This window comes from Streptomyces sp. NPDC017993 (assembly GCF_044328065.1).
In the GTDB taxonomy this organism is placed as follows: domain Bacteria; phylum Actinomycetota; class Actinomycetes; order Streptomycetales; family Streptomycetaceae; genus Streptomyces.
Genome location: NZ_JBIRGO010000011.1, coordinates 52,929 through 69,999 on the forward strand (window position 1 = coordinate 52,929; position 17,071 = coordinate 69,999).

The window sequence follows — 17,071 nt, forward strand, 5'->3', positions numbered from 1 at the left end:
TTCGGGCGGGCAGCGGTGCTACTGGTTGCCGCAGGTGGACGCGGCATTGGGGGGCGCGGCGTCAGCCGCTCCGGTGGAGCCGGTACCTGCACCGGGCAGCCAGGGCAGATCGTGCCCCATCCGGTCCCGCTTGGTGCGCAGGTACCGGAGGTTGTGCTCGCCGGCCTTGACGGGCATCGGCTCGCGGCCGGTGACGTCGAGGCCGTACCGCACCATGGCGGCGGTCTTCTCGGGGTTGTTGGTCATCAGGCGCAGGGAGCGGACACCGAGGTCCTGGAGCATCTGCGCGCCCGCGGCGTAGTCGCGGGAGTCGGCGGGCAGCCCCAGTTCCAGGTTGGCGTCGAGGGTGTCCCGGCCGCGCTCCTGGAGCTCGTAGGCGCGCAGCTTCGACAGCAGCCCGATGCCGCGTCCCTCGTGGCCGCGCAGGTAGATCACCACGCCGCGGCCCGCCTCGCTGATGCGCTCCAGCGAAGCCTCCAGCTGAGGTCCGCAGTCGCAGCGCTGCGAGTGGAAGATGTCGCCGGTCAGGCACTCCGAGTGGACCCGGACCAGGACGTCCTCGCCGTCACCGATCTCGCCGGCGACCAGCGCGATGTGCTCGACGCCGTCGACGGTGGAGCGGTAGCCGTAGGCGGTGTACTCGCCGTGCGCGGTGGGCAGCCGGGTCTGTGCCTCGCGGCGGACCGTGGGCACCGACATCCGGCGGTAGGCGATCAGGTCCTCGATGGAGATGATCGCCAGCCCGTGCTTGCGGGCGAAGGGCACCAGCTCGGGCAGGCGCAGCATGGTGCCGTCCTCACCGGCGATCTCCACGATCGCGGCGGCCGGGCGCAGTCCGGCCAGCCGGGCCAGGTCGACGCCCGCCTCGGTGTGGCCGTCGCGGACCAGTACGCCGCCCGGCCGGGCCCGCAGCGGGAAGATGTGGCCGGGCCGCACGAAGTCACCGGCGACCGATTCGCCGGAGGCGAGCAGCCGCAGGGTGGCGGCGCGGTCGGCGGCGGAGATGCCGGTGGTGACACCGTGCGCGGCGGTGGCGTCGACGGAGACGGTGAAGGCCGTCCGCATCGACTCCGTGTTGTTCTCGACCATCTGCGGCAGTTCCAGCCGGTCCAGCTCCGGGCCCTCCATGGGGGCGCAGATCAGTCCGCGGCACTCGCTCATCATGAAGGCGACGATCTCGGGGGTGGCCTTCTCGGCCGCGACGACGAGGTCGCCCTCGTTCTCGCGGTTCTCGTCGTCCACCACGACCACGGGGCGGCCCGCGGCGATGTCGGCGATCGCCCGCTCGACCGGGTCGAGCGTCAACTCGGCCGCCTCGGAACCGTCGAAGGCTTCCGCGTCGTACCAGCTCTGCAGTGCACTCATGCCTGTGCCCCCTCGTTCGCTTCCCCGCCGGTGCGGCGCTGAAGTGCGGATGTCTGTACTGCCTGCGGCGCTGCGGCCACGCGTACGTCGCTCACGGGAGTGCTCCTTCCAGGACGGGGCGGCCGCTCGCACGCGAGCGCAGCCACCAGTCGCGCATGCCCCACAGGACAAGGACGAGATAGACGACGTAGACGAAGCCGGAGAAGGCCAGCCCGCTGCTGAAGGCCAGCGGCACCCCGACGAGGTCGACGAGCAGCCAGGCGAACCAGAACTCGACCAGTCCGCGCGCCTGGGCGACCATCGCGGCGAGCGTGCCGACGAAGATGTAGGCGTCCGGCCAGGGGTTCCAGGAGAGCTGCGGGAGAAGGGTGAACAGGCTGCCGACGGCGACCGTGCCCAGAGCCGTGCCGCCCAGCAGCAGGCCGCGCTCGCGCCAGGTGGCGAAGCGGACGGCGATGGAGCCGTCCTGCGCCTGCTGACGGCCGCGTTGCCACTGCCGCCAGCCCCACGCCGCCACACCGATGACCAGGAGCTGCTTGCCGACGCCACCGCTGAGGTGGGCGGAGGCGTAGGCGGCGACGAGGATGACGCCGGAGAGGAACTGGGCGGGCCAGGTCCACAGCGACCGCCGCCAGCCGAGGGCCAGCGCGGCCAGGCCGATGGTGTTGCCGACCATGTCGGACCAGATGACGTGCTGCCCGAAGGCGGTGAACGCCTCGCCGTTGAGCCAGGTCAGGGCGCTCACGAGGTAGCCCCTTCGATCGGCTCGGTGGGTGTGGCGCCGTTGCCGAGGAGCCGCTCGACGTACTTGGCGAGCACGTCGACCTCCAGGTTGACGGGATCGCCGATCTTCTTGATGCCCAGGGTGGTCAGCGCGAGGGTGGTGGGGATGAGGCTGATGGTGAAGTAGTCCTGCGCGGCCTCGACGACGGTGAGGCTGACGCCGTCGACGGTGATGGAGCCCTTCTCGACGACGTAGCGCGTGAGCGCGGCGGGCAGCGAGACCTTGACGATCTCCCAGTTCTCGCCGGGCACGCGCTCGGTGACGGTGCCGGTGCCGTCGACGTGGCCCTGCACGAGGTGCCCGCCGAGCCTGCCGCCCAGCGCCATCGGGCGCTCCAGGTTGACCCGCGAGCCGGTGGCCAGCGCGCCGAGGCTGGAGCGGTTCAGGGTTTCGGCCATCACATCGGCGGTGAACTCACCGTCGGCGGTGTCCACGACGGTCAGACAGACGCCGTTGACGGCGATGGAGTCGCCGTGCTTGGCGTCCTCGGTGACGACCGGGCCACGCAGTCGGAAGCGGGAGGCGTCGGCGAGCTTCTCGACGGCGACGACCTCGCCCAGTTCTTCGACGATTCCGGTGAACACTTCAGTTCTCCTCGTGCAGGGCGTGGCGGATGGGGTTGGCGGTGATGCGCAGGTCGGGGCCGAGCCGCTCGGTGTCGGTCACATCGAGCCGCAACGCGTCGGCGATGGTGCTGATTCCGGCGTCGCCGAGGGCGGCCGGGCCCGCGCCGAGCAGCACCGGCGCGAGATAGCCGACGACCTTGTCGACGGCCTGGGCGGAGAGGAAGGCGCCGGCGAGCGTGGGGCCGCCCTCCAGGAGCACGGAGCGCACGTCGCGCTCGTACAGGGCCTGGAGCAGAGCGGGGATGTGCAGGCCGCGCCCGTCGGCGGCGCGCGGCAGCCGGAGCAGCGGGGCGAGACCGTCGAGGTGCGCGGCGTCGGCGTCCTCGGCCACGGCGATGAGGGTGGGCGCCGTGCCGTCCAGGACGCGGGCGCCGGCCTTGACGGCGGTGGCGCCGGAGTCGACGACGACCCGTAGCGGCTGGCTGATCTCGTCGTCGGACAGACCGCTGATCCGGGCGCCGAGCTGGGGGTCGTCGGCGCGGGCGGTGCCGGAGCCGACGATGACGGCGTCCGCGGCGGCCCGGAGGCGGTGCACATCGGCGCGTGAGGCGGGCGAGGAGATCCAGCGGCTGGTGCCGTCGGCGGCGGCGATGCGTCCGTCCAGAGTGGCGGCGTACTTCCACAGCACGAAGGGGCGGCCGCGCAGGACCGACGTCAGCCATGCCTCGTTGCCGGCGGCGGCTTCGTCGGCGAGCAGCCCGCCCTCGACGTCGATCCCCGCCTCGGCCACGGTGACGGCGCCGCCGGTGGCGGCCGGGTAGGGGTCGGAGACGGCGTAGACGACGCGGGCGACACCGGCTTCGATGAGCGCCTGGGCGCAGGGGCCGGTGCGGCCGGTGTGGTTGCAGGGTTCCAGGGTGACCACCGCGGTGCCGCCCCTGGCCCGTTCGCCCGCCGCGCGCAGCGCGTGGATCTCGGCATGCGGCCCGCCGGCGCGCCGGTGCCAGCCCTCGCCCGCCGTCCGGCCTTCGGAGTCCAGCACCACACAGCCGACCACGGGATTGGGGCTGGTGTGCCCGAGTCCGCGGGCGGCGAGCTCGATGGCCCGGCGCATCGCCGCGGTCTCGACGGGGGCTGGGGTGGCCACCGGGTCCTCCTGCCTCTCAGGGCATGGACTCCGGGGCTGTCTGGAACGACAGAAGCGGAAACAAGGCTACGGAAACACCGCGAGCCGGAAGTGCCGGCAGTCCGGGAGATGAAACCGGACGCGCCGCCGACGGCGGTGTACCGAAAGCTTGCCCGCCGCGCACTGCCTCCCATCCGGACTTTCACCGTCGGTGCAGGAATTTCACCTGCTCAACCGGCCGCTGGCTGCGGACGGGTCGCGGACTGTTACCGCCGGTTCGGAATTACACCGACCCCGGAGTGCGCTTGCTGCTTTCATGTCAGTACGGCTTCAGTCTGCCACGTCGGGCCGTCGCCCATGCGGGCGAGGCTTTGTGGGGTGCCTCACAGGGCCGCGTGGGGGCCGGGTGTCACAGCCGGTGGGCGTGTTTCGTCGCAGTCGGGGGAAACACTCGCCCCGACTCCCACTTCAAGGACGGATGCGCGATGGCGACAATTCTGGTGACCGGTGGCACGGGGACGCTCGGACGGGTCCTGGTCGGCCGACTGCTCGACGACGGCCACGACGTCCGGTCGCTGAGCCGGCGGCCGCACACCTTCACGGAGCGGCCCCGGCTGCGGGCGTGCGCGGTCGACCTGCGGGACGGCACCGGGCTGGACGACGCGGTGGCGGGCGTGGACGCGATCGTGCACTGCGCGACCTCCCCTGCCGGTGGCGACACCGAGGCGGCCGGCCGGCTCGTGGCCGCGGCGAAGGCGGCCGGCGTCCCCCATCTGGTCTACATCTCCATCGTCGGCGTGGACCGCATCCCGTTGGGCTACTACCGCGCCAAGCTCGCGGTGGAGCGGACCATCGAGGACTCCGGCCTGGGCTGGACGGTGCTGCGCACGACGCAGTTCCACAATCTGGTGCTCGGGCTGGTGAAGTCCGGCGCCCGCTCCCCGGTACTGCCGGTCCTCGCCGGGGTGCGGCTGCAGCCCGTCGACGTGCGGGAGGTCGCGGACCGGCTGGCGGAGCTGGCGGCCGGCGAGCCGGCCGGGCGGGTGCCCGACATGGGCGGGCCGGAGGTGCTGGACTTCAAGGAGCTCGCACAGGCCACCTTGGAGGCGGGCGGACGGCGCCGGCTGCTGATGCCGGTGTGGCTGCCGGGTTCGACGTTCGCGGCGGTGCGCCGGGGCGAGAACCTCACGCCGGAGCACGCCGACGGGCGCCGCACCTACGCCGAGTTCCTGGCCGAGCGGGCGGGTACCGGGTCGGCACGGTGACGTGCGGCCGAGCGGCGCCGCCGCGGCTCGACGGCCGCCCCGGCGCGGCACGGCGGCCGGCTCAGCCCGCGGGCGCGAACAGCTCCGCCTGAGCGGCGTCCCGCGCGGCGAGCACCGCGCCGCGGAGCACCGCCCGCCCGCCGACCGTCCCCGCGCGTACGTCGGTGCGCAGTGGGGACAGCCGGGCCAGATGCCCGTCGACGCGCCCGGCGAGCGCATCGCCGCCGCCGCGGCCGATCTCGCCGCCGAGGACGACGCACCCGGGATCGAGCACGGCGCACACGGCGGCCACTCCGAGGGCGATCCGTGCGGCCAGCGCGTCGAGGAACGCGGCGCCCGCGTCACTCTCGGCGGCGGCCCGTACGAGGTGCTCGGCGGGCGGGGCGTCGTCGGCGCCGGGGCGGTCGGGCGCGGCGCCGGCCGCGCCCGGGAAGCCGTGTTCCGCCGCCAGCGCGCAGATCGCGGCGGAGCCGGCAAGGGAGTGGAAGCCTCCGTCGCAGCCGTCGGCGGAGGGCAGGGCCGCGGTGCCGGGGACCGGCAGGAAGCCGATCTCGCCGGTGCCGCCGGAGGCGCCGCGCCGCAGCTTTCCTTCCAGAACGACCGCGGCGCCGGTGCCGTGCCCGAGCCAGAGCAGCACAAAGGTGTCGCGGTCCCGCGCGGCGCCGTCCCGCTGTTCGGCGATGGCGGCGAGGTTGACCTCGTTCTCCAGCAGCACCGGCACAGCCGTGCGCTCACGCAGGGCGGTGACCAGCGTGGCGTGCCAGGACGGGATCCAGCCGGTGTCCCCGAACCGTCCGGTGGCGGGGTCGACGAGGCCGGGAGCGCCGACGGCGACGGTGTGCGGGGTACCGGCGCCGGCCGCGTCCAGCGCCGTGTGCACAGCGGCCAGGGACCTCTCGACGGCCTCCTCGGGGGCGTCGTCCGGGCGGATCGGGACAGTGCGTTCGGCGCGCACCCGGCCGAGGAGATCGGCGACCGCGACGGTGGCGCTGTGGGTGCGCAGGTCCAGGCCGACGAGGTGGGCCCGGTCGGCGACGATGCCGTAGAGCCGGGCGTTGGGTCCGCGCCGCCGGGCGCCGCTCTCGCCGACGACGCTGACCAGGCCGGCTTCCTGGAGGCGGTCGACGAGGTCCGCGACCGTCGGGCGGGACAGGCCGGTCATCGTCTTGAGCTGATTCGCCGTCAAAGGCCCTTCGGACTGAAGGAGTTGAAGCGCGAGCCGGTCGTTGATCAGCCGGGCGGTGCTCGGTGAGGCGGTGCGGCCTGCGGTCGCCGCGCGGGGTGCGTGCATGGCGGGATCCTTGCATCCCCTGCGGCAATAGTCGTATTAACAGGCAGGGTTCCTGATAATTTAGCGCCCATGGTCGGTACCGATAGCTCCGCCAGCCCCTCCCCACAGCCCTCCCGCTTCTCCCGGGACGAGCTGCGCCGCGCGCGCTGGGCCGTCGCCGCGGTGTTCTGCATCCATGGCGCGGTGACCGGCAATTTCGCCACCCGCATCCCCTGGATCCAGGAGCACACCGGCATCAGCCCCGGGCAGCTGGGCCTGGCCCTCGCCTTTCCCGCGATCGGCGCCTCGCTGGCGATGCCGCTGGCCGGGCGGATCAGCCACCGCTTCGGCGCCCGCACCGCGCTGCGCGGTCTGCTCGCCCTCTGGACCCTCGCCCTGATCCTGCCGGCCCTCTCCCCCGGTCTGTACGTGCTCTGCCCGATACTGCTGCTCTACGGCGCGACCGCGGGCATGTCGGACGTCGCGATGAACGCGCTGGGGGTGGAGACCGAGAACCGGCTCGAACGGCCCATCATGTCGGGCCTGCACGGCATGTGGAGCGTGGGCGCGCTCCTCGGCTCGGCGGCGGGCACGGTCGCCGCGCACGCCGGTACCGACGCAAGACTCCATCTGGCCGGCGCCGCCCTGGTGTTGACCGCCCTGGGCGCCCTCGCCTGCCAGGGGGTGCTGGATCTGCGCAGCACCCCCGAGGAGCATCCGCCGCCGCGCTTCGCACTGCCACCGCGGTCGGCGCTCATCATCGGGGCGGTCGGGTTCTGCGCGGTCTTCGCGGAGGGCGCCAGCCTCGACTGGTCGGCGGTCTATCTGCGCGACGCGCTGGGCACCGACGCGGGCCTCGCGGCGGCGTCGACCACGGCCTTCGCCTGCACCATGGCGGCTGCCCGGCTCGTCGGCGACAGGGTGGTGGCCCGCTTCGGGGCGGTGCGCACCGTCCGGGCCGGCGGAGTGCTCGCGACGGCCGGCGGACTGCTGATCGTGGCGGCGCGGCATCCCGCGATGGCGATGGGCGGTTTCGCCCTGGTGGGCCTCGGCATCGCGGTGGTCGTCCCGCTCGCGTTCGCGGCCGCCGGTCGCAGCGGGCCCGCGCCCAGCCAGGCCATCGCGGGCGTCGCCACGATCACCTACGCCTCCGGGCTGATCGCGCCATCGGCGATCGGCGGGATCGCCCAGGCGACATCGTTGACCGCGTCGTTCGCGCTGGTCACCCTGCTCGCCTTCGGGCTGGTCGTGGGCGCGGGGGTGCTGCGGGTGCCGGGACGCGAGACACGCCGGCATCTGGCGGCGCCGGCGAGCGACGCGAAGCGGCCCTGACCGGCACGGCCCGGCAACCCACCGCCGCACGAGACCGCCTACGGGGACGCCGTACCGTTCCGGCCGGCGTCCCGTGCGCGGCGCCTCAGGCCGCGTCGGCCTCGGCGATCGCCGCCGCGTCGGCCTCCGGACGCAGCAGGTCGGCGGCGATGGCGCGGGCGCGGTCGGACCACGGCGTGGGACGCAGGGCCTGCGGGTCGACGCGGACCAGCACCCGGTGGCCGCGGGCGTAGGTCTCGCCGCCGTCGACGGAGCAGAGCCGGAAGCCGTACGTCAGGCCGGTGCGGCCGAGGCGCTCGACCCACAGGTGCGCGGCGTAGCGGCCGGGCCTGGTGACCGGCCGCTCGTAGGAGACGTGCATCTCCTTGATGACGTTGCACATGTCACCGGCGGCCTCCCAGTCGCCGTCGAAGCCGAAGCCCTGAGCGTGCCAGTACTCGGCCCAGGCGCGCTCGACCATCAGCGGGTAGCGGGAGTTGTGGAGCATGCCGAGCGCGTCGAGGTCGTCGAAGTGAACGGTGACGGGGACCAGCTGCCCGAACGGGACGGGCGTGGTGGCCTGCAGGGATTCGACGCTCACGGGTGGTGCTCCTGAAGTGCTTGGTGCAGTTGCTGCTGCTGGTACGGAGAAATACTGGGGTTACGGATGCTGCCATCGTAAGCGGACGCTTAGAATGCTTTGCCCGTCGGGCGGAGTGACCTAGGACATGCCGGAGGGTCGATCACCCCGCACGACGAGCCCCTCGCGCCGCGCGGGGAACCGCCCGTTTGCGGTTCCCCGCGCGTGACCGCGACCGGCGCGGCAGCTGCGTACAGCTGGACACCTGCGTGCGGGCCGGGACGACCAATTGCCCCAACTGCCCCTCCTGGCATCAGCCTTGCCTCGCGAACCAGCCGTGGCGCGTCGAGCCGTGGTGCGCCGATCCCGTCCGTCACGCCGCGGCGGCGTCCTTGACAGCGTGCGAGACCCGCGCCCGCAGCTCGGCGAACTCACCGGAGTTCCGCAGCTCCTCGGCGTCGACGTCACCGCGCGGCAGGGTGATCGGCAGGTCGAGGGCAACGGTCCCGGGGCGCTTGGTCAGCACCACGATGCGGGAACCGAGGAAGACCGCCTCGTCGGCCGAGTGGGTCACGAACACCGTGGTCCGCCCGCTCTGCGCGGTCACCCGGCGCACGTCCTCCTGGAGCCGTTCGCGGGTCAGGGCGTCCAGCGCCGCGAACGGCTCGTCCAGCAGGAACAGCGGGTTCTCGGCGGCGAGGGCGCGGGCGATGGCGACGCGCTGCTGCTGTCCGCCGGAGATCTCCCAGGTACGTCGCTTCCCGGCGTCTTCCAGACCGACCCGCCGCAGCAGCTCGGCACGGCGCTGCGGCCGCCGGTCGCGGTCGACCCCCGCATAGCGCAGGGCCAGATCGACGTTGCCCTGGACGGTGCGCCACGGGAACAGCCGTGGCTGCTGGAACACCACGCCCGCCGCCTCGCCCGGCCGCGGCTCGGTGCCGGAGACCTGCACCGAGCCGTGAGTGGGCTGCTCGAATCCGGCGATCAGCCGCAGCAGCGTGCTCTTGCCGCAGCCGGAGGCGCCCACGAGCACCAGGAACTCGCCCGGGGAGACGTTCAGGTCGATCGGTCCCACCGCGGTGACCTCTTCGCTGCCCCGCCCGTACCGGTGGGTGACGTGGTCGAGCCGGACGGAACCGGGACGCGCGAGGTCGGCTCCGGTAGGAACCGCCTGACCGGGGCTCTTACTTGAGGGCATCGGGCAGTCCCTTCAGGTACAGCGCCTTGCGGACGGTCGCCTCGGACGGCGCGGCGCCGATCTGCTTCTGGTCGGCGAGGAACTGCCCGGTATCGGTGAGGTAGGAAGCCAGTTCGCCCGGCTTGCCGGCGCTGCCCAGCCAGTCCGGGGAGGTGACCTGCTCGGGCGTGAGGAACACCCCTTGCGAGAGCTGCGCCTTGGCGTCCTTGGCGCTGATACCGAGTTCGGCCGCGATGGTCCTGGCCGAGCCCTCGGGGTCGGACTTGAGTGTGCGCAGCGCCTGCGCCTCCACCTTGCGCCAGGTGTCGATCGCCCCGGGGTCCCTGGCGATCAGCTCGTCCGACACCACGGCCAGGTCCAGGGTCGGGTGCCCGGCGGCGCCGATCTCCTTGCTGCTGGTCAGCTGGGAGCCCGACTCCCGCAGCTCGTCCAGGGTCGGCAGCCAGACGTAGGCGGCGTCTATGTCCTTGCGCTGCCAGGCGGCCAGGATCGCCTGCGGCTGCAGGTCGATGAGCTTGACGTCGGACGCCTTCAAGCCGGCCTTCTCCAGCGCGGTCAGAAGGCTGTAGTGCGAAGTGGAGGCGAAGGGGGTCGCGACGGTCTTGCCCTTGAGGCCGGCGACATCGGCGACGCCGATGCCCTTGCGGACCACGAGGGCCTCGTTCTCGCCGGCGACGTCGAGCACGAACGCGACCTTGTACGGGATCGGCGAGGACCCGGCCAGCCCGCGGGCGAACGGGCTGGAGCCGAGGGCGGCGATGTCGAGGGACTTGCCGAGGAACGCTTGGTTGACACTGGCACCCGAGTCGAACTTGGTCCAGGTGATCGTGTAGTCCGGCAGTGCCTTCTCCAGAAGCTTCCGGTTCTTCACGAGCAGGTCGCCGCTGGGAAAGGCGAAGTAGCCGATACGCAGCTGCTTCGCACCGCCGGACGACTCAACTCCGCTTGCCGAGCAGGCGGTGAGGGCCGCCGAGGCCGCCGCTGCCAGGGCGCCTGTGAGCACCGCGCGGCGAGTCGGCCGGTGCGCTGTGGGGCCGGAGGAAACTCTGGTCACCGAACGAGTCATGTGTGGTCATTTCTGTGCGAGAGGCTGTACGGGGACGGGAGGCGAGGGTGTGCTTCAGGGGCGCGGCGTGGGGCCTAGGCGCGGCCGCGCCAGGGCACGACAGCGCGTTCCAGCCGCAGGAGGAGGCCGTCGATGATGAGGCCGGAGACTCCGATGGCGATGATGCCGACGAGCACCACCGGGGTGTTGTTGTAGTTGGCGGCGTCCTTGACCATGCCGCCGATACCGGGCAGCCCGTTGACCAACTCGGCGGCCACGAGGGAGGAGTAGGCCACCCCCACGGCCAGACGGATGCCGGTGAACGTCTCCGGCAGTGCCGACGGGACGACGACATCCTTGAGGACGTCCCACCGTGACCCGCCGAGGGCGCGGGCCGCCTCCAGGAGGCTCTGCGGTACGGCCGTGACGGCCGTGGTGATCGATACCGCGACCGGTGGGAAGGCGGCCACGGCCAGCAGCGTGACCTTCGGCTCCTCGTTGATGCCCAACCAGACGATGAGGAGCGAGAAATACGCCAGCGGCGGCAGGGTCCGCAGGAAAGTGATCCAGGGCTCGAACAGCGAGCGCACCCAGCCGACGGTGCCCATGATCAGGCCGAAGAGCACCCCGAGGGCGACGCCGACGCCGGCCCCGAGCGCGATGCGCTGAAGGCTGATGCCCAGGTGTTCGATGAGGTAGGTGCCGTTGTAGCCGCGCACGCCGTCGTGTGTCGTGGAGACGTCGATGAACGCGTCCCACACCTTGGCCGGCGGCGGAACCAGTGTCTCGCTCCATGTCCCGCCGGCCGCGAGCAGTTGCCAGAGAACGAGGAACAGCAGAAGCGAGCCGAACGGCAACAGGAACCGCCGGACCGACGCCCGGCTGCCGCGCGTGCGTGGGGGACGCCGAGCCGGCGGTTCGGTGGGTGAGGTGTCGGGGACGGCTTCCGACACGGTTGATGCGGTGGACAAGGGGTCGCCTCCGTAGGGCGCCGGGACATGGGCAGCTGACGTGCTCAGCCGACGTGATCAGCCCGCGTGGGCAGGAAACAGGGGCCGAGAACGGCGGGAGCTGGGAGAGAGCAGCGAAGGCGAGAGCTGCGAACGCAATCCGCGACGGGGTGCGGGGAGCCTCGCCGGGTGGTGCCACCGACGAGAGCGGGGCACCTCAAGGACGCGAGGTCAGCGACAACACGCAGCCGGGCGACGGCACAGGTCGATGACCAGGCGTCGTACCAGGGGCTCGTGGGTCATGAGGCCCATTTCTACAACAGCCGCAGTGCTTCGCCCAACCGCTGTCCATTGTCTGGAACAGGAGAGGCGGGCTGTCCGGACCAGGAGAGGCGGCCTCTCCTGATCCGGGCAGCCCGCCGTGGGCCTGACGCACGCCGGTAGGCGCGACCGGCCTGACAGAGCGGCCTCAGACGCAAGGCGCCCGCGGCTGGACAGCGAAATCCCCGTGCCAGTCGGACTGACACGGGGATGATCTCGGGGGCGGGGTTATCGAATACGCCCCATTTCGGGCTGTGCCGGCCTCAGTCGGGCTTCCCCGCAGCGTCGTCGTAGCCGGCGGTTCCGCCGTCCAGGAGCGGGCCCTGTGGTTGGCCGGACGCCCGTGAGAGCCAGCGCAGGCCGTGGTAGCCCGTGAGCACGATGAGCGTGCCGAGAGCGATGCCGTTCAACTCGAAATTGTCCGTGAACTCCAACGAGACCCCGCCGATGGCGACGATGATGCCCGCTGCCGCGGGGATGAGGTTCAGCGGCACGGTGAAGTCCACCTTGTTCCGCACCCAGATCTGCGCGCCGAGCAGACCGATCATGCCGTACAGGATGACGGTGATGCCGCCCAGCACACCGCCGGGGATGGCGGCGACGACCGCGCCGAACTTCGGACACAGTCCGAAGAGCAACGCGAAGCCGGCGGCCGCCCAGTAGGCCGCGGTGGAGTAGACGCGGGTCGCGGCCATCACGCCGATGTTCTCGGCGTAGGTCGTGGTGGCCGGGCCGCCGACCGCGGTGGAGAGCACCGTGGCCGTGCCGTCGGCGAGGACGGCCGTTCCCATCGTGTCGTCCAGGGAGTCACCGGTCATCTCCCCCACTGCCTTGACGTGTCCGGCGTTCTCCGCGACCAGCGCGACCAGGACGGGCAGGGCGACCAGCACCGCTGAGGCCGAGAAGTTCGGAGCGTGGAATTCAGGCGCGCCGATCCAGTCGGCTTTCGCGACTCCGGAGAAGTCGATGCGCCAGTGGTCCGTGAGCTTGCCCGAGCCGTCGACCGAATGGATCTGCCCCGCGGTCCGGTCGAGGACCCAGGACAGCACGTAGCCGAAGACCAGACCCAGGAAGATCGCGATACGTGACCAGAATCCCCGCAGGACGACGAGCGCGAGGCCGGTGAAGAACATCGTGGCGAGGGCCGTCCACTGGTCCTGCGGCCAGTACGTGTGAGCCGTCACCGGCGCCAGGTTGAAGCCGATGAGCATGACGACCGCGCCGGTCACCATGGGCGGAAGCACCGCGTGGATGATCCGGGGCCCGAGGACTTGGATGGCGATACCGCAGCCGACCAGGCAGGCGCCCACCACGAGCATCGAGCCCGTCAGGGTGCCAGCGTCTCCCCCTTGCCCGGCGATCACCGCGGACACACCGACGAAGGAGAGTGAGGAGCCCAGGTAGCTGGGGACCCGCCCACGCGTCATCACCAGGAAGAGCACGGTCGCCACGCCGGACGCCATCAAGGCGAGGTTGGGGTCCAGGCCCATGAGCACCGGCGCCACGAAACACGCGCCGATCATCGAGACCACGTGCTGAGCGCCGAGCCCGATCGTCCGGCCCCACGTGAGGCGCTCGCCCGGTCTGACCACCTCGCCCGGCTCCAGGTGTTTGCCGTCCCCGTGCAGCTTCCACCCGAAGCTCGCCATGATCACGCTCCATCTCTGCGACGCCCTGCACGTCACAGAGCCGAGTGAGTACTAGTCGAACGCTTCCACCCGGGCAAACCGAAGCCACTCCCATGGCTGCGTCACGACGGGCGGACCAGTGGCCGCCCGCACGAAGGTTCCCATATGTGTCCAAGATCGCCGACACCCGGGATCGGGGGCTCCCCGGCCCGGCCATCACGGAGCCGGGACCGGCATCGGGCACGGGCCCGTACGAGGGCTCAGCGCCGGACGAGAGCTGATCGCCCGACGAGGGCTGAGCCCTCGTACGGCGGAGGAGCGAGCGGCGTACGACGCCCACGCCCCTCCCCCGCCCGGCCGGCGTCTTCAGCCCAGCTTCTTGACCGCCTGGTAATACGTCCAGGCCAGCCCCGTGCAGGAGGCTTTCTTCGCGCCTGAATAGCGCGAGCAGACCCGCTTCAAATCCTCGTACAGAGCGCTGTCCAGACGCGGTTTATTAGCGTCGAAGGTCCCGGCGTCCTTGTAGTTGCGGTAGCCGAAGTCATGTCGCGCGCAGGAGATCTGGAAGGGGAAGCCGAGTGGATTGTCCGGCGACTTCGAGCAGTAGTCGGTGGTCCAGTCGAAGCGGTACGCGGCCCACCCGGCCTGGTTTCCGCGGGCTGCCACCCACTTGGTGTAGCTGCTCGCGCTCGTCTGCGTCCAGCCCGACAGCACCTGGGGCTTGTCGGCGGGGGCGGCCTGCGACGGGGCGGCTGCCACCAGCACGGCGGTGGCACTCAGAAGGGGAACGGAGAGGGCGGCGGCGAGTCTTCTGGCCATGCGTCAACCTCCGGAATGCGGCACCGCGTTGTTCGCGGCGGATCCAGGAATGCCGAATTGATGCGCTTTTCAAAGGCCGTTGCCGCTTGTGGCGGCTCGTGCGAAAGTCACAAGAGGTGCGCCGTTATTACCCCGTTCCGGTCATCGCCACACAGCTCGCCCCGATATTCGCCCGCCGAGTGTCACGCTGAGCGGATGACGACGACTCAGCGGAGCGGCGGACCCGGCCGGCAGGAGACGCCCCCGGTGCCCGACGGTGCGGGGCCCGCGACGACCGCGGGCGTGGGGCAGGTGCTCGCGCGGATGCGTGCCCTGGACGCGGCGCTGCCCGCGCAGGACGGACTGGCCGTCTTCAACCGGATCTATCTGGCCGTCACCGAGGAAGTCGCGCATCGCATCGACCAGGGCGAATTCCAGGACCCGGTGGCCGCGGGTGAGCTGGACCTCCGGTTTGCGCGGCGCTACTTCGGCGCGGTGGACGCCGACACCGCCGGGCTGCGGCCACCGGCCTGCTGGCGGCCGCTCTTCCAGCTGCGACACCACCCGGGTGTGCGCCCCCTGCAGTTCGCGCTGGCCGGCATCAACGCGCACATCGGGCACGATCTGGCGCTCGCGGTGGTCGACACCTGCCGGACCCTGGACTGCGAACCGGGCTTCCTGGAAGGGGACTTCGACCGCATCGGGGCCGTACTGACGGGCCTGGAGGAACGGATCAGGGAGAGCCTGATGCCCGGCCCCGACGTGCTGGACATCGCCGATCCGCTGACCCATCTCGCCGGCTCCTGGAGCCTGGAGATGGCAAGGGACGGGGCCTGGGCCGCGGCCCGGATGCTGTGGGGCGCCCGCCGGCTGCCCGAGGTGGCCGAGGAGTTCACCGACCGGCTGGACGCGAGTGTCGGCCTGGTCGGCCGGTGCCTGCTGACCCCGCTGAGCTGACCGCTGAACCGACCGCGTTGTACCGGCCATGAGACGACCGGCGCCGCGGGGCGCCGCCAGGTCCGGTACGCCACGGAACGGCCCCACCGCCGCGCACGGCAAAGGCGGCGGACCGTTCCTCGGCCCGCCGCCTGCTCACCCGTACCGGAGTCCGGTCCGTTCTTCTGAACCGGAGTCCGGTCAGTCCTCCGGGAGTTCGACCGGCGCGATCTCGTCGTAGAGGTCTCCGGGACCCGGGTTGGTGGCGTCGGTGCCACCGCCGAAGTGGTGCATCACGCCCCACACCGCGTTGAGCGCGGTCTGCACGGCGCCCTCGGCCCAGCCGGCCGTCCAGGAGATGTCGTCGCCGGCGAGGAAGATCCCGCGCTTGTCCGCGGGCAGCAGGTCCTGCATGAAGTGGGTGAAGAGCCGCCGCTGGTAGCGGTAGTGGCCCGGCAGGTTGGCCTTGAACGCGCCCATGAAGTAGGGCTCGTTCTCCCAGGACACGGTGACCGGGTTGCCGATGATGTGCGAGCGGATGTCGACCTTCGGGTAGATCTCCGACAGCGACTTGAGCATGACCTCCATCCGCTCGTTGGCGTCCAGCGGCAGCCACTTCAGGCTGTCGTCGCACCACGTGTAGGACAGGCAGATGACGGCGGGCCGGTCCGGCCCGTCATCGAGGAGGTACGTGCCGCGGGTCATCCGGTCGGTGAGCGTCATGCTCATCACGTCCCGGCCGGTCTCCTCGTCGGTGTCCAGCCAGAACGGCCGGTCGACGGGCACGAACAGCTTGGAGGACTCCATGTAATGGGTGCGCTCCATCGCCGTCCAGTGGTCGATGGGGAAGAGCGCGTCATCGCAGGCGATCTTCGACAGCAGCATCCACGACTGCGCGGTGAAGACGGCCGCCTCGTACGTGCGGATGTCCCCGTCGGCGTCCGTCACGGTGACGCGGTTGCCCGCGGTCCGGTTCAGCCGGGTCACCGCGGGGCGCGGCGCGCCGTCGTGCAGCGAGGAGAGCGACGTGCCCTGCGCCCAGTGCACGATCTTCTCCGGCTCCCGCTCCCACAGGCGCAGCGGCAGCTGCTGGCTGCCACCGACGATGCCCCGGTGGTGGTCGTCGGCCTCGGTGTAGACGACCCGCAGGATCTCCAGGATGGAGTTGGGGAAGTCGGTGTCCCAGCCGCCGGTGCCGAAGCCGACCTGGCCGAAGATCTCCCGGTGCCGGAAGGACTTGAAGGCGGTCGATTCGCAGAGGTAGCCGTAGAAGGTCTGGTTGTCGAGCTTCTCGACCAGCCGGGACCAGATCTCGCGGATGCGCGGGACATCACGCTCGCGCAGCGCCTGGTTCATGTCGGAGAAGTCCGCGCCCTCCTCCAGGCAGGCGTTCCATGCCTCCATGACCTGGTGGTAGACCTCGGGGAGGTCGTCCACGGTCCGTGCATAGTGCGACTCGCCCTTGAGGTCGACGACGGTGGAGGGGGTCTCCGGCGCCAGCGGGTTGGGGAACGGCTTGGTGTGCAGGCCCACCAGGTCGATGTAGTGCTGGAGCGCGGTGGACGACGGCGGGAAGCGCATCGCGCCCATCTCGGCCGTCAGGGACGGGTCGCAGCCGTCGAAGCCGACGGTGCGCAGCCGGCCGCCTATCCGGTCCGCCTCGTAGACGACGGGCTTGAGGCCCATCTTCATCAGCTCGTAGGCGGTGATGATGCCGGAGAGACCGCCGCCGATGACCGCGACCTCCTTGCCGTGCTCGACCGCGGGGACCTGGCCGAGGCCCGCCGGGTGCGCGAGGAAGTCGTCGTAGGCGTACGGGAAGTCCGGGCCGAACATGGTGATCGGCGGCTGGGCATCCGCGTGGGGGGTGGCGGCGGTGGGCACCGTGGACGTCATCGGGTACGGACTCCTTGCGAACGGGCGGTCGG

The 17,071-nt window shown here is 71.6% G+C and carries 15 protein-coding genes and 1 riboswitch; of the genes, 3 read left to right on the forward strand and 12 right to left on the reverse strand.

The window, feature by feature from the left end; genetic code table 11:
* Positions 1 to 18: 18 nt before the first annotated feature.
* From ACH4FH_RS21195 to ribD, 4 genes are all read right to left on the reverse strand, one after another.
* Positions 19 to 1,365, reverse strand: coding sequence for a bifunctional 3,4-dihydroxy-2-butanone-4-phosphate synthase/GTP cyclohydrolase II (locus ACH4FH_RS21195; protein ID WP_398557426.1), 1,347 nt, complete (start codon positions 1,363 to 1,365; stop codon positions 19 to 21).
* A gap of 91 nt (positions 1,366 to 1,456) precedes the next feature.
* Positions 1,457 to 2,110 carry a nicotinamide riboside transporter PnuC gene (locus tag ACH4FH_RS21200; protein ID WP_398557427.1) on the reverse strand — a complete coding sequence of 218 codons (654 nt, stop codon included), beginning with the start codon at positions 2,108 to 2,110 and terminating at the stop codon, positions 1,457 to 1,459.
* Positions 2,107 to 2,733, reverse strand: coding sequence for a riboflavin synthase (locus ACH4FH_RS21205; RefSeq protein WP_398557428.1), 627 nt, complete (start codon positions 2,731 to 2,733; stop codon positions 2,107 to 2,109). Before ACH4FH_RS21205 ends, ACH4FH_RS21200 begins: the two co-directional genes overlap by 4 nt.
* Position 2,734: 1 nt before the next feature.
* On the reverse strand, positions 2,735 to 3,829 hold the full coding sequence (gene ribD / locus ACH4FH_RS21210) for a bifunctional diaminohydroxyphosphoribosylaminopyrimidine deaminase/5-amino-6-(5-phosphoribosylamino)uracil reductase RibD (RefSeq protein ID WP_398557623.1): 1,095 nt from the start codon (positions 3,827 to 3,829) through the stop codon (positions 2,735 to 2,737).
* Between the two features lie 188 nt (positions 3,830 to 4,017).
* Positions 4,018 to 4,148: riboswitch (FMN riboswitch) on the reverse strand.
* 178 nt (positions 4,149 to 4,326) lie between these two features.
* Between ribD and ACH4FH_RS21215 the strand changes: the two genes are divergently transcribed.
* Entirely contained in the window at positions 4,327 to 5,106 is a 780-nt protein-coding gene (locus ACH4FH_RS21215; protein ID WP_398557429.1) for an SDR family oxidoreductase, read from the forward strand.
* 61 nt (positions 5,107 to 5,167) lie between these two features.
* Here the strand turns inward: ACH4FH_RS21215 and ACH4FH_RS21220 are convergent, their stop codons facing one another.
* Positions 5,168 to 6,397, reverse strand: coding sequence for an ROK family transcriptional regulator (locus tag ACH4FH_RS21220; protein ID WP_398557430.1), 1,230 nt, complete (start codon positions 6,395 to 6,397; stop codon positions 5,168 to 5,170).
* Positions 6,398 to 6,466: 69 nt separating this feature from the next.
* On the opposite strand from ACH4FH_RS21220, the gene ACH4FH_RS21225 reads away from it, so the two are divergent.
* Positions 6,467 to 7,708: an MFS transporter gene (locus ACH4FH_RS21225; RefSeq protein WP_398557431.1), complete on the forward strand. Its 1,242-nt coding sequence runs from the start codon at positions 6,467 to 6,469 to the stop codon at positions 7,706 to 7,708.
* Positions 7,709 to 7,793: 85 nt separating this feature from the next.
* On the opposite strand, the gene ACH4FH_RS21230 is transcribed toward ACH4FH_RS21225, so the two are convergent.
* The 6 genes from ACH4FH_RS21230 to ACH4FH_RS21255 all read right to left on the reverse strand — a co-directional run bounded on the left by ACH4FH_RS21230 (position 7,794) and on the right by ACH4FH_RS21255 (position 14,228).
* On the reverse strand, positions 7,794 to 8,288 hold the full coding sequence (locus ACH4FH_RS21230) for an acyl-CoA thioesterase (protein ID WP_398557432.1): 495 nt from the start codon (positions 8,286 to 8,288) through the stop codon (positions 7,794 to 7,796).
* A gap of 352 nt (positions 8,289 to 8,640) precedes the next feature.
* Positions 8,641 to 9,465 (reverse strand): ABC transporter ATP-binding protein, encoded by an 825-nt coding sequence (locus ACH4FH_RS21235; RefSeq protein WP_398557433.1) that lies wholly within the window; start codon positions 9,463 to 9,465, stop codon positions 8,641 to 8,643.
* Positions 9,452 to 10,531: an ABC transporter substrate-binding protein gene (locus ACH4FH_RS21240; RefSeq protein WP_398557434.1), complete on the reverse strand. Its 1,080-nt coding sequence runs from the start codon at positions 10,529 to 10,531 to the stop codon at positions 9,452 to 9,454. The genes ACH4FH_RS21235 and ACH4FH_RS21240 overlap by 14 nt, the downstream gene beginning before the upstream one ends.
* A 74-nt stretch (positions 10,532 to 10,605) precedes the next feature.
* Positions 10,606 to 11,481, reverse strand: coding sequence for an ABC transporter permease (locus ACH4FH_RS21245; protein ID WP_398557435.1), 876 nt, complete (start codon positions 11,479 to 11,481; stop codon positions 10,606 to 10,608).
* Positions 11,482 to 12,044: 563 nt separating this feature from the next.
* Positions 12,045 to 13,430 (reverse strand): uracil-xanthine permease family protein, encoded by a 1,386-nt coding sequence (locus ACH4FH_RS21250; protein WP_398557436.1) that lies wholly within the window; start codon positions 13,428 to 13,430, stop codon positions 12,045 to 12,047.
* 345 nt (positions 13,431 to 13,775) lie between these two features.
* Complete coding sequence (locus tag ACH4FH_RS21255; RefSeq protein WP_398557437.1) at positions 13,776 to 14,228, reverse strand: phospholipase; 453 nt, start codon at positions 14,226 to 14,228, stop codon at positions 13,776 to 13,778.
* 195 nt (positions 14,229 to 14,423) lie between these two features.
* Between ACH4FH_RS21255 and ACH4FH_RS21260 the strand changes: the two genes are divergently transcribed.
* Positions 14,424 to 15,164 (forward strand): DUF5995 family protein, encoded by a 741-nt coding sequence (locus ACH4FH_RS21260; protein ID WP_398557438.1) that lies wholly within the window; start codon positions 14,424 to 14,426, stop codon positions 15,162 to 15,164.
* Between the two features lie 180 nt (positions 15,165 to 15,344).
* Here the strand turns inward: ACH4FH_RS21260 and ACH4FH_RS21265 are convergent, their stop codons facing one another.
* Positions 15,345 to 17,039: a flavin monoamine oxidase family protein gene (locus ACH4FH_RS21265; protein ID WP_398557439.1), complete on the reverse strand. Its 1,695-nt coding sequence runs from the start codon at positions 17,037 to 17,039 to the stop codon at positions 15,345 to 15,347.
* Positions 17,040 to 17,071 lie beyond the last annotated feature (32 nt).

What these genes read in the sequence shown, in the direction of transcription:
- ACH4FH_RS21195 (WP_398557426.1), bottom strand. Translation starts at nt 1,365, where the DNA reads ATGAGTGCACTGCAGAGCTGGTACGACGCGGAAGCCTTCGACGGTTCC.
- ribD (WP_398557623.1), bottom strand. Translation starts at nt 3,829, where the DNA reads ATGCGCCGGGCCATCGAGCTCGCCGCCCGCGGACTCGGGCACACCAGC.
- ACH4FH_RS21215 (WP_398557429.1), top strand. Translation starts at nt 4,327, where the DNA reads ATGGCGACAATTCTGGTGACCGGTGGCACGGGGACGCTCGGACGGGTC.
- ACH4FH_RS21220 (WP_398557430.1), bottom strand. Translation starts at nt 6,397, where the DNA reads ATGCACGCACCCCGCGCGGCGACCGCAGGCCGCACCGCCTCACCGAGC.
- ACH4FH_RS21225 (WP_398557431.1), top strand. Translation starts at nt 6,467, where the DNA reads ATGGTCGGTACCGATAGCTCCGCCAGCCCCTCCCCACAGCCCTCCCGC.
- ACH4FH_RS21235 (WP_398557433.1), bottom strand. Translation starts at nt 9,465, where the DNA reads ATGCCCTCAAGTAAGAGCCCCGGTCAGGCGGTTCCTACCGGAGCCGAC.
- ACH4FH_RS21240 (WP_398557434.1), bottom strand. Translation starts at nt 10,531, where the DNA reads ATGACTCGTTCGGTGACCAGAGTTTCCTCCGGCCCCACAGCGCACCGG.
- ACH4FH_RS21250 (WP_398557436.1), bottom strand. Translation starts at nt 13,430, where the DNA reads ATGGCGAGCTTCGGGTGGAAGCTGCACGGGGACGGCAAACACCTGGAG.
- ACH4FH_RS21255 (WP_398557437.1), bottom strand. Translation starts at nt 14,228, where the DNA reads ATGGCCAGAAGACTCGCCGCCGCCCTCTCCGTTCCCCTTCTGAGTGCC.
- ACH4FH_RS21260 (WP_398557438.1), top strand. Translation starts at nt 14,424, where the DNA reads ATGACGACGACTCAGCGGAGCGGCGGACCCGGCCGGCAGGAGACGCCC.
- ACH4FH_RS21265 (WP_398557439.1), bottom strand. Translation starts at nt 17,039, where the DNA reads ATGACGTCCACGGTGCCCACCGCCGCCACCCCCCACGCGGATGCCCAG.